The organism is Ruminococcus sp. FC2018 (assembly GCF_000621805.1).
Lineage (GTDB): Bacteria > Bacillota > Clostridia > Oscillospirales > Ruminococcaceae > Hominimerdicola.
Window position 1 is genome coordinate 1 of the sequence record NZ_JHXH01000017.1, and the last position, 14,436, is coordinate 14,436.

Annotated in this window: 16 protein-coding genes; 11 read left to right on the top strand and 5 right to left on the bottom strand. The window is 39.3% G+C overall.

Features of this window, described 5'->3' with window-relative positions; genetic code table 11:
* A partial coding sequence (locus T494_RS0110335) for an IS3 family transposase (RefSeq protein ID WP_028506231.1) occupies nucleotides 1–198 on the top strand: 198 nt, incomplete at its 5' end.
* A 102-nt stretch (nucleotides 199–300) separates the two neighbouring features.
* On the opposite strand, the gene T494_RS0110340 is transcribed toward T494_RS0110335, so the two are convergent.
* Complete coding sequence (locus T494_RS0110340) at nucleotides 301–1,569, bottom strand: diaminopimelate decarboxylase (protein WP_028506232.1); 1,269 nt, start codon at nucleotides 1,567–1,569, stop codon at nucleotides 301–303.
* 288 nt (nucleotides 1,570–1,857) lie between these two features.
* Here T494_RS0110340 and T494_RS13525 point away from each other — a divergent pair, with 288 nt between their 5' ends.
* From T494_RS13525 to sigE, 10 genes are all read left to right on the top strand, one after another.
* Nucleotides 1,858–3,342 (top strand): LCP family protein, encoded by a 1,485-nt coding sequence (locus T494_RS13525; protein WP_051540354.1) that lies wholly within the window; start codon nucleotides 1,858–1,860, stop codon nucleotides 3,340–3,342.
* Nucleotides 3,343–3,454: 112 nt separating this feature from the next.
* Nucleotides 3,455–3,643, top strand: a complete 189-nt coding sequence (locus T494_RS0110350) for a DUF951 domain-containing protein (RefSeq protein ID WP_028506233.1) — start codon at nucleotides 3,455–3,457, stop codon at nucleotides 3,641–3,643.
* Nucleotides 3,644–3,686: 43 nt separating this feature from the next.
* Nucleotides 3,687–4,766, top strand: a complete 1,080-nt coding sequence (prfA, locus tag T494_RS0110355; RefSeq protein WP_028506234.1) for a peptide chain release factor 1 — start codon at nucleotides 3,687–3,689, stop codon at nucleotides 4,764–4,766.
* 14 nt (nucleotides 4,767–4,780) lie between these two features.
* Nucleotides 4,781–5,245 carry a GNAT family N-acetyltransferase gene (locus T494_RS0110360; RefSeq protein ID WP_051540356.1) on the top strand — a complete coding sequence of 155 codons (465 nt, stop codon included), beginning with the start codon at nucleotides 4,781–4,783 and terminating at the stop codon, nucleotides 5,243–5,245.
* 15 nt (nucleotides 5,246–5,260) lie between these two features.
* A complete protein-coding gene (locus tag T494_RS0110365; RefSeq protein ID WP_028506236.1) occupies nucleotides 5,261–6,277 on the top strand; it encodes an L-threonylcarbamoyladenylate synthase in 1,017 nt (338 codons plus the stop codon).
* Nucleotides 6,277–6,894 (top strand): dephospho-CoA kinase, encoded by a 618-nt coding sequence (gene coaE / locus T494_RS13000; RefSeq protein ID WP_051540358.1) that lies wholly within the window; start codon nucleotides 6,277–6,279, stop codon nucleotides 6,892–6,894. The genes T494_RS0110365 and coaE overlap by 1 nt, the downstream gene beginning before the upstream one ends.
* A complete protein-coding gene (locus T494_RS0110375; protein WP_028506237.1) occupies nucleotides 6,872–7,528 on the top strand; it encodes a lytic transglycosylase domain-containing protein in 657 nt (218 codons plus the stop codon). Before coaE ends, T494_RS0110375 begins: the two co-directional genes overlap by 23 nt.
* Before the next feature lie 20 nt (nucleotides 7,529–7,548).
* Nucleotides 7,549–8,955 carry an aminopeptidase gene (locus T494_RS0110380; RefSeq protein WP_028506238.1) on the top strand — a complete coding sequence of 469 codons (1,407 nt, stop codon included), beginning with the start codon at nucleotides 7,549–7,551 and terminating at the stop codon, nucleotides 8,953–8,955.
* Nucleotides 8,956–9,075: 120 nt separating this feature from the next.
* Nucleotides 9,076–9,903, top strand: a complete 828-nt coding sequence (locus tag T494_RS0110385) for a sigma-E processing peptidase SpoIIGA (protein WP_028506239.1) — start codon at nucleotides 9,076–9,078, stop codon at nucleotides 9,901–9,903.
* 12 nt (nucleotides 9,904–9,915) lie between these two features.
* Nucleotides 9,916–10,632, top strand: a complete 717-nt coding sequence (gene sigE / locus T494_RS0110390) for an RNA polymerase sporulation sigma factor SigE (protein WP_051540360.1) — start codon at nucleotides 9,916–9,918, stop codon at nucleotides 10,630–10,632.
* Nucleotides 10,633–10,666: 34 nt separating this feature from the next.
* Here the strand turns inward: sigE and T494_RS0110395 are convergent, their stop codons facing one another.
* The 4 genes from T494_RS0110395 to rsgA form a co-directional block, all read right to left on the bottom strand.
* The gene (locus tag T494_RS0110395) at nucleotides 10,667–11,635 is read right to left on the bottom strand and encodes an ATP-binding protein (protein ID WP_028506241.1); all 969 of its coding nucleotides are present in this window, start codon (nucleotides 11,633–11,635) and stop codon (nucleotides 10,667–10,669) included.
* Nucleotides 11,632–12,663, bottom strand: a complete 1,032-nt coding sequence (locus T494_RS0110400) for a DnaD domain protein (protein WP_028506242.1) — start codon at nucleotides 12,661–12,663, stop codon at nucleotides 11,632–11,634. The genes T494_RS0110395 and T494_RS0110400 overlap by 4 nt, the downstream gene beginning before the upstream one ends.
* Before the next feature lie 264 nt (nucleotides 12,664–12,927).
* On the bottom strand, nucleotides 12,928–13,551 hold the full coding sequence (locus T494_RS0110410; RefSeq protein ID WP_028506243.1) for a thiamine diphosphokinase: 624 nt from the start codon (nucleotides 13,549–13,551) through the stop codon (nucleotides 12,928–12,930).
* Nucleotides 13,544–14,428, bottom strand: a complete 885-nt coding sequence (gene rsgA / locus T494_RS0110415) for a ribosome small subunit-dependent GTPase A (protein ID WP_028506244.1) — start codon at nucleotides 14,426–14,428, stop codon at nucleotides 13,544–13,546. Before rsgA ends, T494_RS0110410 begins: the two co-directional genes overlap by 8 nt.
* Nucleotides 14,429–14,436 lie beyond the last annotated feature (8 nt).

The following is a 14,436-nucleotide window of genomic DNA, read 5'->3' on the forward strand; positions in this document are numbered from 1 at the left end:
GGCAACTGTCTTGATAATGCCTGTGCAGAAAACTTCTTCGGATTACTCAAGACAGAATTGCTGTATTTACAAGAATTCACATCAATAGAACACTTCATATCCGAGCTTCATGCTTACATAGAGTGGTACAATACAAAACGCATAAAGCTTAAACTTAACGGTATGTCACCTATTGAATACAAATTCGCTGCCGCATGACAAAAGCGACCAAGATCTCTCTTAGTCGCTTTGCATATTTTTTCTTTAAAAAGTTTGTCTAACTTTTTGGGGTCAGTTCACAACTGCGGTCCGGTACATATATCACTTATTCAGGTATTTATCCACTATATGGCTGAAATCAAATGTTGCAAAATAATCAGCAGGAGTTTCTGCACGCCTGATAAGCTGAGCAGTTCCGTCCTCCTTCAGAAGGATCTCTGCCGAACGAAGCTTTCCGTTATAATTGTAACCCATTGAGAAGCCATGAGCACCTGTGTCATGAATAACAAGGATATCTCCTATCTCGATCTTTGGAAGCATTCTGTCAATGGCAAACTTATCGTTATTTTCGCAAAGCCCCCCTGTAACATCATATTTATAGTCACAAGGCTCGTTTTCTTTTCCCAGTACCGTAATATGATGATAAGCGCCGTACATTGCAGGTCTCATAAGGTTGCAAGCACAAGCGTCAACGCCTACATATTCTTTATAGATATGCTTAAAATGCTTAACGGTGGTGATAAGATGCCCGTATGGAGCAAGCATATATCTGCCCAATTCGGTAAAAATAGCTACATCACCCATTCCTGCAGGAACAAGTATTTCATCAAACGCCTTGTGAACACCTTCACCGATAGCAAAAATATCATTTTCCGGTTTACCCGGCTCATATGTAATACCAACACCGCCGGAAAGATTTATAAACTTGAACTCTACACCGGACTTTTCTTTTATCTCAACAGCAAGTGTAAAAAGAATGCGTGCAAGTTCAGGGTAGTAGTCGTTTGAAACTGTGTTGGAAGCTAAAAAGGCATGGATACCGAAATATTTGGCTCCTTTTTGTTTAAGAAGTTTGAATCCTTCAATTATCTGATCGTGAGTAAATCCGTATTTAGCATCGCCCGGATTATCCATTATCTGATTTGCAATCTCAAATTTCCCGCCCGGATTATATCTGCAGCACACTGTTTCCGGAATGCCGCAAAGCTTATCAAGGTATTCTATGTGGGTAAAATCATCAAGATTTATATACGCTCCCAATTCTCTTGCTTTGAGATAATCCTCATCCGGTGTAACATTTGAAGAGAACATTATCTCACTGCCGCTGAAACCACAGCACTCACTCAGCATAAGCTCGGTCAGTGATGAACAGTCTACACCGCAGCCTTCCTCTTTAAGGATCTTCAGAATGTATGGATTCGGGGTTGCCTTGACAGCAAAGTATTCCTTAAAACCTTTATTCCAGCTAAAAGCCTTGTAGAGATTTCTTGCGTTTTCTCTTATTCCCTTTTCATCATAAATGTGAAATGGAGTCGGGAAATCCTTTGTTATTTCCACGATCTGTTCTTTTGTTACAAAAGGTTTTTTCATATAAATTCCTCGCAATCAATAACAATTTTTACATCCTGATAATACTTAAAATCCTTCAAAATACATTAGAATAATAACATTTTTTTAAATTTTAGTCAAGCAAGAGAAAAAATATTTCTGTTTTTCAATAATTTTGCGTTGATATTACCACAAGATATTGTGTAATCATACAATTATGGTAAGAAAAATGTATATTTCTCTATAAATTAGTTGATTTTTTCGTCTAAAATAGTTATAATATATCTGTGTGTAAAAATATTAAGACAAAAATGGAGGAGTGTAATCCACATGGACAGAGATGAAAACATTTTTGATAATACACCAAGCAATGATGGTATAATCCCCGATAACACTGCGAATAACGCATCGTCGAATTCAGGCGATACTGATATAGCTAACAGACCAAATCCAAATACAAATCGCAGACCTCGTCCTAATGGTGAAAGAAGACCTAATCCCAATGGACACAGACGTCCAAGACCCCAGCAGGGAGACAGACCGGTCAGACCTGAAGGCGAAAGAGTTCCACGTACTGATGGACAGCGCAGACCTCGCCCAAGCGGTGAAAACAGACCTGACGGAAACGGACAAAAACGCCAAAGACCTGTAAGACCGGATGGCGAAAGAGTTCCTCGTCCAAACGGTCAGCGCAGACCTCGTCCACAAGGAGCTGCCGCAAACAGGCCTCCGCAGAGAAATAATGTTGATGGTAAGTGGACAAAGAAGAAAAAGGCAATTATTATTTCAAGTATAATTATTGCCGCTTTACTGTTAGTTGCCGGAGTTATTATTTTTATTGTCTATAGATACATCAATATGATGAATATAGTTTCTGATGATGAAAGTGTAGAACTTCTTTCATCTATCCCTGTAGACTCAGAAGACTTAGCATCATCCAGAGCTGAATCCCCCGAGGAGGATAAAAAAGCACTTGAAGAGGCTGTAAGAAGAAATCTGGAAGCCGGTGCTAAGGAACTTACCAGCGACGATAATGTTCTTAACATACTCCTTATCGGCTGTGACGGTCGTTCAAATGAAGAACTCGGTCGATCAGACAGTATGATCCTTGTTTCGATCAACAAGAATACTAAGAAAATAATAATGACATCTTTCCTGCGTGATACTTGGGTTGAGATCCCCAATGTCGGACAAAACAGACTTAATGCAGCTTATGCATTCGGTGGTCCTAAACTGCTGATACAGACTCTTGAGGATAATTTCCATATTCGTATTGATAAATATGTAAGAGTTAATTTCTATTCGTTTATAGATGCAATCGATGCGTTGGGCGGAGTTGAAGTAAACGTTACTGAAGAAGAAGTATATCACGTTAATCTTAATTCAATTGAAGAATATAAACTTCTCGGTCAAACAGTTGACAGCAGCAAAGATATCAAGAAAGCTGGTTTACAAACCTTGGATGGCATTCATGCTCTTGCATATGCTAGAATAAGAGCAATTGGCACTGATTTCGCACGTACTGAGAGACAAAGAACTGTTATGGAGCAGTTGTTCAAAAAAGCTCAAAATATGAGCCTATCTGAGAAAAATGATTTTCTGGAGAGGGTACTACCCAACATTACCACAAATCTTGAAAAAGGTCAGATATTCTCATTGATACTTAATGCTTCTGATTATTTGACTTATGAACGTATACAGTTGTCGATTCCTAATCTTGACTCTGTAACAAACCTTGTTATTAATGGTATGTATGTTTTAGGTATAGACTTTGATAAGTATACTGCCGATTTGAAGAAAACTATATATGGATAATGAATAATTGTAGGGGCAGGACAACTGCCCCTGTTTTTTTAGTAAGATATGTTGCATTGAATACAAAAAAGTGGTATAATATCAATATAATTCTGAAAAGGAGCTGAGCAAAATGGATATCATAAAAGGAGATATTCTCGTTATGAAGAAAAACCACCCGTGTGGTAATAATCAGATGCTTGTGCTCAGATCCGGAATGGATTTTAAACTCAGATGTACAAAGTGCCAGCGTGAGTTTATGGTACCTCGCAGCAAGGCGGAGAAAAATGTCAAGAAAATTATAAGAGAGGCTGAATCATAGCTGATTTCAAGCATTTTAACTTTTTAATTACGGAGGAATAGCAATGTTTGAAAAATTAAAAGCTATTGAGGATAAATTCAACGAGATAAATGAAAAACTGATGCAGCCTGAGGTAGTAAATGATAATTCGCAGTACGCTGCACTGATGAAGGAATATAAACAGCTTGAACCTATTATCAATAAGCTGAACGAATACAAATCCGTCAAATCTTCATATGATGAAGCGTCAGATTTGCTGGATCAAGGCGGTTTGGACAAGGAATTCAAAGAACTGGTCCAGATGCAGTTTGATGAAGCAAAACAGCAGCTCCCCTCTCTTGAAGATGAGCTTAAATTGTTGCTTCTCCCCAAAGATCCAAACGACGAAAAGAATGTTATTATTGAGATTCGAGGCGGTGCAGGCGGTGAGGAAGCTGCTCTTTTTGCGGCAGCTCTGTATCGTATGTATTCCATGTATGCTACATCAAAAGGCTGGCAGACTGAGGTAATGAGTGAAAACGAAACAGAGCTTGGAGGTTTTAAGGAAATAACCTTTATGGTTTCCGGCGATGGTGCATATTCCCGTTTTAAATACGAAAGTGGTGTTCACCGAGTTCAGAGAGTTCCGGAAACTGAATCTCAGGGTCGTGTACACACTTCAACTGCCACAGTTGCAGTTTTGCCGGAAGCTGAAGATGTTGAGCTTGAGATCAATGAGGAGCGTGATATTAAAATGGAGGTTTTTCGCTCTTCAGGTGCAGGCGGACAACATATAAACAAAACTTCATCTGCGGTCAGACTTATACACATTCCTACAGGCACTGTTGTTGAATGTCAGAACGAGCGTTCCCAGTTTCAAAATCGTGAAAAAGCCCTTAAAATGCTTAAATCAAAACTGCTGGATGAAAAGGTAAGAGCCCAGGAAAACGAGATAGCATCAAACAGGCGTTCACAGGTCGGCACAGGTGACAGATCTGAAAGAATAAGAACTTACAACTACCCTGAAGGCAGAATTTCCGATCACCGTATCGGACTTACCATTTACAGACTTGAACAAGTCCTCAACGGAAACCTTGATGAAGTCATAGATGCTCTTGCAACCGCAGATCAGGCTGCAAAACTCGCAAGCCAGCAGAGCGAATAAAAAAGGAGATAACTATGATAACAGAAAAAGCCGATCTTGAGTATATAGATCAGCTGACAGATCTCAGAATAGCATATCTGACAGAGGATCACGGGAATCTTACCGAAGAAGAGAAAGAGCGTATCACCTCTTCCCTGCCCGATTATTATAAAAAACATCTCAATAACGACTTGTTCGTTTATATTTGCAGAACAGACAGTGAGATAGTCAGCTGCTGTTTCCTGCTTGTAACGGAAAAACCTGCAAATCCGGACTTTCTGAACGGAAAAACAGGAACGATCCTTAATGTATATACTAAGCCTGAACACAGGCACAAAGGGTATGCCAAAAAACTAATGGAAATGATGCTTGATGATGCAAGGATGATGGAGCTTGATTTTGTCGAACTGAAAGCGACAGAAGACGGGTATGGTCTGTATAAGAAAGTCGGCTTTAAGGATGCAGCATCTAAGTATCACAATATGAAATATGTGCTTTAACAAAGGAAGATAAGAATGTTTGAAACAAAGATCCTTTCTGCTGATGAAAGCTCGATAAATGAAGCGGTCAACTTGCTCAAAAGCGGCGAAGTAGTTGGTATGCCTACCGAAACGGTTTACGGACTTGGTGCTGATGCTATGAACGAGAATGCAGTGCGCAAGATATTTGCCGCTAAAGGCAGACCTGCGGATAATCCTCTTATTGTTCATATATCACGCTTTGATATGATAGAGCCGCTTGTTACAGAAATTCCTGAGCTTGCTTATAAATGTGCAGAAGAGTTCTGGCCGGGACCTCTTACTATGATAATGCCAAAAAGTGACGCTGTTCCGGAAATAACAAGCGGCGGACTTGATTCGGTTGGAATAAGAATGCCAAGCCATAAAGTTGCAAGAGCTATAATAAATAAGTGTGGCTTCCCTATTGCCGCACCATCAGCAAATCTCTCAGGCAGTCCTTCTCCAACGACGGCAGGTCACGTTTTTAATGATATGAACGGCAGGATACCTGCGATCGTTGACGGCGGTTTTTCGGCTGTAGGTGTTGAATCTACTGTTATTTCATTTGAAAAGGATGCAATAAGAATACTCAGACCGGGTTTTATTTCGGCTGAAGATCTAAAGGAGATCACTCCTGACGTAATAATTGATAAAGGTGTGCTGGGAAAGCTTGAAAATGGTGCTGTCGCTCGCTCCCCCGGCATGAAATACAAGCACTATGCGCCTAAGGCAGATATAACGATCATCGACAGCAGTCTTGGAGCTTACAGGACATACGTAAAAGAGCACGCTGATAAGGATACTGTTTGCATGGTTTTTAAGACGGATGACTGTGAGGATCTTGGTTTCAAAACGATATGCTATGGAAGCAGTGACAGCGAGCAGGCGCATCTTCTCTTTGATACACTAAGAGAACTTGACAATATAGGAGCAAAAAAAGTCTTTGCAAGGTGTCCGAATAAAGATGGCATTGGACTTGCGGTGTATAACAGACTATTAAGGGCAGCGGCATTTCAGGTGGTGAAATTATAATGAGCCATGTAATTGGTCTGACAGGTCAGAGCGGCGCAGGCAAAACAACCGTTTCTCGTATTTTTGAAGAAAATGGGTTTTCGGTTATCAACTGTGATGAGATCGCAAAGATATGTACACAGGACGGCAGCGAATGCAATAAAAAGCTTGCGCAGGTCTTTCCCGGATGCTTTGACGAAAAGCTGTCTTTGGACAGAAAGGCAATATCAAAGATTATTTTTTCCGATAAAAATATGCTGAAAAAGTTTGATGATATAGTATATCCTTTTATTACACAGCTTATAATGGACAAAATAGATGAACTATCCACAACATCAGAGTTTATTCTACTTGATGCACCTACGCTTTTTGAGTCCGGAACGGATAAGCTATGCTTTGTAAAGATAGCTGTGGTTGCAGATTTTGAGAAAATGCTGGACAGAATAACTTTAAGAGACAAAATAGACAAAGAGCTTGCAAAAAAAAGATTTGCAAGTCAGCTCAGCTGTGACTTTTTTAAGAAAAACTGTGACTATGTGATTTATAATAACGGTAAGCTCAGTGATACCGTCAGTGATGCACTTAAAGTAATCAGAATAATAAAGGAAGACATAAATGGCAAAGAAAAGAAGACGTAAAAAGAAGAGATCTTCGCATAAAGCAGTCTGGATAGCTATAATCGTATTTTTGCTTATTCTTGTAACAGCTGCGATAATTATAGCACTCAACTGGAAAAAGATCGTAAAAAAAGCTGAGGATCTGCTACCAAGCTCGTTTACATATCCTACCGATTACGAAGAGTTTGTTTTAAAATATTCTAAAGAATATAACGTGGATCCGGTCCTTATTTTTTCTATAATCAAAACCGAAAGCGGATTTGATCCCAAGGCAACTTCAGATGTAGGGGCACGAGGACTGATGCAGATCATGCCCGAAGCATTCAACTGGCTGAAATTCCATATGAATGACAATAGGGATATTACATTTGACTCAATGTATGATCCGCAGACAAATATCCAGTACGGAACATATTTCTTAAGTTTTCTGATGCAAAGATACGATAATTCTATTGAACTGACGGCAGCTGCTTACCACGGCGGTTTTGGCGCAGTGGATGGCTGGCTTGAAAAAGGAATTGTCAAAAAAGGCGCATTCAGGATAGAGGACATCCCGAAGGAAAACGATATGACCGCAGAATATGTAAGAAGGATCACAAAAGCATATTCACGTTACAAAGAAGTTCTTAAAGAAAAAAAGATAATTAAAAACTAATAGAAACAGGAGGGTAACTTATGCCAACAGAGAAAAAATCCAAAGGAGAGGCTTTGAGCAAAAAACTTCTTTCACAAAAAAAGAATGCAGTTTTAAGAATGACCGAAAAGGAGATCAAAGAGGCTGACACTTTTTGCGAAGGATACAAACAGTTTCTTGACGATGCCAAGATAGAGCGTGAGGCTGTTGCGGAATCGGTCAGACTTGCTAAAAAGGCGGGATTCAAGGAGTTTGTTCAGGGAAAGAAATATAAACCCGGTGAAAAATTTTACTATGTAAACAGGGGTAAAGCTATTATTCTGGGAGTAATGGGAAAAGAAAGCATTGACAAGGGTATCAGACTTGCTGCTGCTCACATAGACTCACCAAGACTTGATATGAAGCAGAATCCTCTGTATGAGGACAAGGAGCTTTGCCTGTTCAAGACTCACTATTACGGTGGAATTAAAAAATATCAGTGGACAACTGTTCCTCTTTCCCTTCACGGCGTTATTATAAAGGGTAACGGTGAATCTGTACCGGTCAACATCGGAGAAGACAAAAATGATCCTGTGTTCTGTATCACAGATATACTCCCCCACCTTGCTTCGGAACAGATGAAAAGGAATCTGGCTCAGGGCATTAAGGGCGAAGAGCTTAACATTCTCATAGGTTCAAGACCTTTTAAGGACGACAAGGTGTCTAACAAAGTGAAACTCAATATAATGTCCATTTTAAATGATAAGTATGGCATTGTGGAGGATGATTTCATTTCTGCGGAGCTGGAGGCGGTTCCTGCTTTCAAGGCAAGTGATGTAGGATTTGACAGAAGTCTGGTGGGCGCATACGGTCAGGATGACAGAGTTTGCGCATACACAGCTCTGAGAGCAATTCTTGATTGTAAAGATCCTGATAAGACTTGTCTGACCTGTCTGACTGATAAGGAAGAGACCGGTTCGGACGGAAATACAGGACTTAATTCATCATATCTTAAATACTTTATCTGCGATCTGGCACAAGCTTTCGGATTTGAAGGACGACACGTTATTTCAGCTTCCGAATGTTTGTCCGCTGATGTAAACGCTGCTTTTGACCCTACATTCCCGGAAGGATACGAATTCAGGAATGCCTGCCAGATCAATTATGGAGTTTGTGCTACAAAATTTACAGGCTCAAGGGGTAAGTCCGGAACTTCCGATGCGTCTGCTGAATTTGTGGGCAGAGTAAGAGCTCTGTTTGATAAGAACAAAGTTATCTGGCAAACCGGAGAACTTGGAAAGGTAGATGCAGGCGGCGGCGGAACAGTAGCTCAGTACATTGCTAACCTTGATATGGAAGTAATAGATGTTGGTGTTCCTGTTCTTTCAATGCACGCTCCTTTTGAGATCACTTCCAAAATAGACACATTTATGGCTTATAAAGCTTTTTCTGTTTTCTTTGCAGACTGATTATAAAAAATATATCCGATCACACTAACGTGGTCGGATATTTTTTTGTGCTTTTGTGACTTTTTTCTCTTTGGGCTTATTTTATAATTAAAATAAACAAAACGCAAAGGAAAAAATAACATGAAGATATATCTGGACGTTTTAATAATAACCAATACTGTCGTCACACTTATCTGTCTTGAAGCCACAGCAAGGATAGGTCATACACTTGTGGAAAACAGACGAGCTTTTCTTGCAAGCTCGGTGGGAGGACTGGTATCGCTTCTTATAATAGTGCCTGGAACGAACTATTTTTTAGCTCTGACGGTAACGATAACAAAGGCATTGAGCTTTCCTTTTATAACACTTATTGCATTCAGATTTAAAAACAAAAGGTTCTTTATCAGAAATACATTATTATTCTTTGTATCAAACCTTGTTTACATTGCTTTGGTACTTATTTTATGGGAGTTTTCCGATACAAAAATAATCTACATACGCAATTACACCATTTACTTTAACATTTCAATTTTAAAGATAACTATCTCGGTCATAATTATGTATATTATACTGACTGCAGCGGATCTTATAAAAAGACATATTGAGCATAACGATAAATATACTGCTGAATACAGATGCGGAGATTACAAGCTTTCCCTGCCTGCTGTGTGCGACACCGGCAACAGGCTTTATGACAGCTTCACAGGAGTAGCCGTTGTTATTATATATTGTGACGATCTATACGAGCACTACTCTCTTGACTCTGTTGAAACAATAAAAAGCGGCAAATTCAGAATGCTTCCCTTTGAAACTATAAACGGAAGCGGACTGATCGCCGTTACATACAGCGGTAATGTAAGTATTTCAGGCAGCGAAGATACTTACTATGATCTGAACTGCTGCGTAGGGATAACAAGATCAAACGGAAAAAGGTCACAAGCTATATTTAATCCGCAAATTTTGGAATAAGGGGATGGTATCATGAATTGTATAGGATGGTTTACAGGCAGGATAGAAAGGCTTATCAACTATATTCTTGGAACAGAAAACAGGGTTGACTACATAAACGGTGCAGACCAGCTGCCTCCGCCGTTATCAAAGGAAGAAGAACAAAAGACTTTTGAATTATTAAAGACCGATGAAAAGAAAGCACGAGAGCTCTTAATTATACATAATCTCAGGCTTGTTGTCTACATAGCAAAGAAGTTTGAATCGACAGGTGTTGGTATAGAAGACCTGGTATCAATTGGAACGATCGGGCTTATAAAAGCGGTAAAAACATTCTGCCCGGATAAAAACATAAAACTTGCAACATATGCCTCAAGGTGTATTGAAAATGAGATACTTATGTTTCTTAGAAAAGCATCGCAGCATAAAAACGATATATCCATTGATGAACCGCTGAATATAGACTGGGACGGTAACGAGCTATTGTTATCGGATATTCTCGGAACAGATGACGATGTAGTAAACAAAGGCATAGAAATGGAAACAGAAAAGCAGATCCTCAGACAAGAGATAAACAAACTGGACGAACGAGAACGTCAGATCATGGAGATGCGCTTCGGATTAGTCAACGGACATGAAATGACTCAAAAACAGGTTGCTGAAAAAGTAGGGATATCACAGTCCTATATATCCAGGCTTGAAAAAAGAATAATAAACGGGATTCGTGAAAAGCTGGAGAAAATCTGCTGACAGCAAAAAAGACAGGTGCAATAGACCTGTCTTTTTATTTTTTTTCAAAACGGATATCATTGCCTATAAACGGCAGAACCTTAAACTCGCCGAAAAGTCTTGAAAAGATCCGCTCATTATATCTGGAATTTATCTGCTGTGCTGACATGTTAGTAGTAATGATCATTGGTTTATGCAGGTTTATTCTGTCATTTAATATCTGGTACAGCATAGGATCTGACTGATCGCTGAATTCAGAGCCAAGATCATCAAGAATAAGCAGATCGGCATCTTTCAGATCTTCAAGGGTATTCCCTGTTCTTTTACCAAAGTGTTCAGCCAGAATATCCTCCATTACTTTCAGTATAGATCTGAATACAACGGTATATCCTTTCTGAAGCACCGATTTAGCTATACAAGAGCACATAAAAGTCTTGCCAAGTCCGGTATTGCCAATAAAAAGCAAAGAATTACTGCGACAGTCAAAATCGTTTACATAAGACAAACACTTCTGATAGATCTTGCTCATCTGGTCGTATGGATCACCCTCACTATTATGTTTCGGGTAAAAATCCATTTTGAACTCACTGAAATCATGAAGTTCAAATTCACAGTCTTTTGAACGTTCTTCAAAAGTAAACTCCTCCAGAAGCCTTGTAAAGCATTCACACCTGTGTCCGTCAACTTCGCCGGTATCCATACATTTTGAACACTGATATACAGGCTCAAGATAATCCGGAGGATACCCGATGCTTTTTAGTATATCTTCCTTCTTTTTGTGCGCTTGAAGGTTATTTTCCTTGATTTTCATAACGGCATCCTTTGCACTTACGCCTGCGGTCCTGTTGGAAATAGCCTTCAAAAGCTCAAAATTCAGACTTTTTATCTTTCTGTCAACTTCAATCAGCTCGTGAGAGATCTTACTTACCTCATCAAATCTTTTTTGTTGCTGCAATTCGGCGGTTTTACGTCTGTCAGAAAGTACAGCATCAGCTTTCAAAAATGCTTGTTCAGTGTATTTCATTTCTTATTGTCCCCTCCTTCGGAAGAGAAATTCTTGATCATATTCTCAACTTTATCCACACTGTATGAATTGTCCTTATCGCTGCCGACAAACTTTTTCTTACTGTTTCTGAATTTTTCATCAACAGTTTCAACATCTTTAGGCGTTTTTACACCGTTTTTATTCCACTCAATAATTATCTTATCTATATATCCGAAATTGAGTTTACCGGAGGTTCCGTCAAGACATTTTTCTTTGGCTATCTCAAGTAAAGGCTCTCCGATACCCATTGACTGCCATTTTTCGGCATATGCTTTTTGATTCTTAGTAAGCTTATACGACATTTCAAAGCATCTGCGAACCATATTCTCATAGTCATAAAACTCAGTAAGTCTGTTTATCTCCCGTTCAACATCGCTATACGAGGTTATCTCTCTTTCACTCCAATCTCTGAGAACGGAAGAAAGATAATTTACTGTACATTTACCTACAAGTCTGAGATATTCGGCAGTGATAAGTATTGTGGGAACGTCAAAATTGTAAAGCTCATAGACCTCCACAAGCCTTGCAAGCTCAGTGCCGTTAAGGGTCTTTTTAAGAAAGCTCTGGATCTCATCAAATAGTTTTTTAAGATCAGGATCAGTATTTGCTTTTTCAAGAAGCTCTTTCTGAGTATATTTTATAGTGATTATTTTATCAGTCTTATTTAAAACATCAGATTTTTTACCAGCTCCGTTGGATAAAACGTCATTGTGGGGGATATAATTTGTTGAATCCGGTGAAATCACTGAACCGGCACTGCTATTGATCCCTTCGGCTTTTATAACACCAAGGCTTGTCCAATGGATAACAGCATCCTCAACCACATTTATGTCAACTCCTGAGATCTGAGATATATATTCAGAAGAAACAGTCCTTACAGGAGCGGCAAGTATACATAACAAAACCTTGACATAATCACCGTCGCTGGTCTTCAGGTATTCAGTTACAACGCTGCATGGAACAGAGAACTGTCCGCCCCAGTAATCAATGTCAAATTTATAATCCATATCACTCACCGTAAAGCATTTAATAATTACTCATCAATTATAACATATCCCGACAAATTTTGCAATAGCAAAAATCCGCAGGAAAACCTGCGGATTCTGATTCATGTACTTTCTTCTTTCTTTATTTTAAAAATCAACCTTAGAATTCCAGAAACGATCTTAGGGCTTTTTACCACAACGACCTTCATAAGTAATGCCTCCGTTCTTAATATAATGAAAAGCATGCACGCTTAATACCATATTATTCACAATCACCATTATGGGTTACAAACGTGACATAACCACAAGAAGAAGCCCTTTTTCAAAGCTGATTTTGGCAGTTTCTCCTGTAATTTCATTGGATACACCTATTGGAAAAGAATTTGTGATACATCCGTTTTCAAGAGGATATTTTACTCCTGAAAGATTTATACCACAGACATTTTCCGAATAACTGAAAAGAGAAAGCGAAAAGCCTTGCTTATTGCTTATTTCATACTCACCGGGGGCATATATTGCTGCGATGTCGCTGTCACTGATAAGACTTGCAGATGCACAGTTTTCAACAGCATAAGCCAATGCCTGTATATTACCTATGGTATGATCGAGACGACCGCCAAGGGCACCATAGATCATAATTTGTTTTTTTCCACGCTTAATAGCTTCTTTTATCGCTATCATAAGGTCTGTATCGTCTTTTTCAGGTTTAAAACTTATGATCTCACATTCATTGTCAGGTTTATATCCCAACGAATCAAAATCGCCTACGATAAGGTCAGGCTCTATCCCAAGCTCATGAGCGTGCAAAACGCCTTTATCAGCGCATATTACAAACTTGTCATTCACAGATCCAACATCAAAATTACTGACATTCAATTCAGCGCCTGCAAAAATAATACAGTCACACATTCTTATGCGCCCACTCCTTTAAAAGCTTGGCATTATCATACATCTTTACGTAGCTATCATATCTCGACTGCTCGATCTGTCCGTTATCCACTGCTTCAATAACAGCGCATCCTTTTTCTTTGGTATGACTGCAATCGGGAAATCGGCATTTATCCTTAAACGGCTTGAATTCGCAGAAGCAATCGGCAAGTTTTTCTTTATAAATGATATCATACCTATTAGTATCAAAAGATGAAAAACCGGGGGTATCGGCAATATATCCCCCATTTTCAAGCTTATAGAGCTGCACATGGCGGGTAGTATGCTTTCCTCTGCCGAGCTTATCGCTTATCTCATTTGTAGCCAGTTTTAGATCGGGGAAAATACAATTCATAAGTGAAGACTTGCCAACACCCGTATTTCCTGTAAAAGCGGACAGCTTCCCTTCAAGATAAGATTTCAGTTCACCGCTTCCTTCAGAACTGATGTTGTTCACCTCAAATACATCTATACAAGCATTTCTGTAAATTGCTGAAAAAGCAGAGCTATCCTGTTTATCTATCTTGGTGAACACAACAACAGGAACAATTCCTTTATACTCGGCAACAGCAATAAACCGGTCCAGCAGAAAAAGATTTGGTTTTGGCTCACATACCGAGGAAACAAAAACAAGAACATCAAGGTTTGCCATAGGCGGTCTGATTATCTCGGATCTTCTGGGAAGTATCTCTTCTATAAGACCATAACCCATGTTTTCCACAGTAAACTCAACCTTATCGCCGCAGCAAGGGGAAATACCTTTTTTGCGGAATATCCCCCGTGCTTTACATTCATAAATGCCGTCGGAGGCTTCCACTGTGTAGAGGCCTCCGATTGCTTTGATTATCAATCCATTCATATACTGAT

Bases quoted from the DNA above. Each gene is read 5' to 3' on its own strand.
- T494_RS0110410 (WP_028506243.1), bottom strand. From the start codon at position 13,551: ATGTGTGACTGTATTATTTTTGCAGGCGCTGAATTGAATGTCAGTAAT.
- T494_RS13525 (WP_051540354.1), top strand. From the start codon at position 1,858: ATGGACAGAGATGAAAACATTTTTGATAATACACCAAGCAATGATGGT.
- T494_RS0110395 (WP_028506241.1), bottom strand. From the start codon at position 11,635: ATGAAATACACTGAACAAGCATTTTTGAAAGCTGATGCTGTACTTTCT.
- T494_RS0110360 (WP_051540356.1), top strand. From the start codon at position 4,781: ATGATAACAGAAAAAGCCGATCTTGAGTATATAGATCAGCTGACAGAT.
- T494_RS0110350 (WP_028506233.1), top strand. From the start codon at position 3,455: ATGGATATCATAAAAGGAGATATTCTCGTTATGAAGAAAAACCACCCG.
- prfA (WP_028506234.1), top strand. From the start codon at position 3,687: ATGTTTGAAAAATTAAAAGCTATTGAGGATAAATTCAACGAGATAAAT.
- T494_RS0110380 (WP_028506238.1), top strand. From the start codon at position 7,549: ATGCCAACAGAGAAAAAATCCAAAGGAGAGGCTTTGAGCAAAAAACTT.
- coaE (WP_051540358.1), top strand. From the start codon at position 6,277: ATGAGCCATGTAATTGGTCTGACAGGTCAGAGCGGCGCAGGCAAAACA.
- T494_RS0110385 (WP_028506239.1), top strand. From the start codon at position 9,076: ATGAAGATATATCTGGACGTTTTAATAATAACCAATACTGTCGTCACA.
- rsgA (WP_028506244.1), bottom strand. From the start codon at position 14,428: ATGAATGGATTGATAATCAAAGCAATCGGAGGCCTCTACACAGTGGAA.
- sigE (WP_051540360.1), top strand. From the start codon at position 9,916: ATGAATTGTATAGGATGGTTTACAGGCAGGATAGAAAGGCTTATCAAC.
- T494_RS0110375 (WP_028506237.1), top strand. From the start codon at position 6,872: ATGGCAAAGAAAAGAAGACGTAAAAAGAAGAGATCTTCGCATAAAGCA.
- T494_RS0110400 (WP_028506242.1), bottom strand. From the start codon at position 12,663: ATGGATTATAAATTTGACATTGATTACTGGGGCGGACAGTTCTCTGTT.
- T494_RS0110340 (WP_028506232.1), bottom strand. From the start codon at position 1,569: ATGAAAAAACCTTTTGTAACAAAAGAACAGATCGTGGAAATAACAAAG.
- T494_RS0110365 (WP_028506236.1), top strand. From the start codon at position 5,261: ATGTTTGAAACAAAGATCCTTTCTGCTGATGAAAGCTCGATAAATGAA.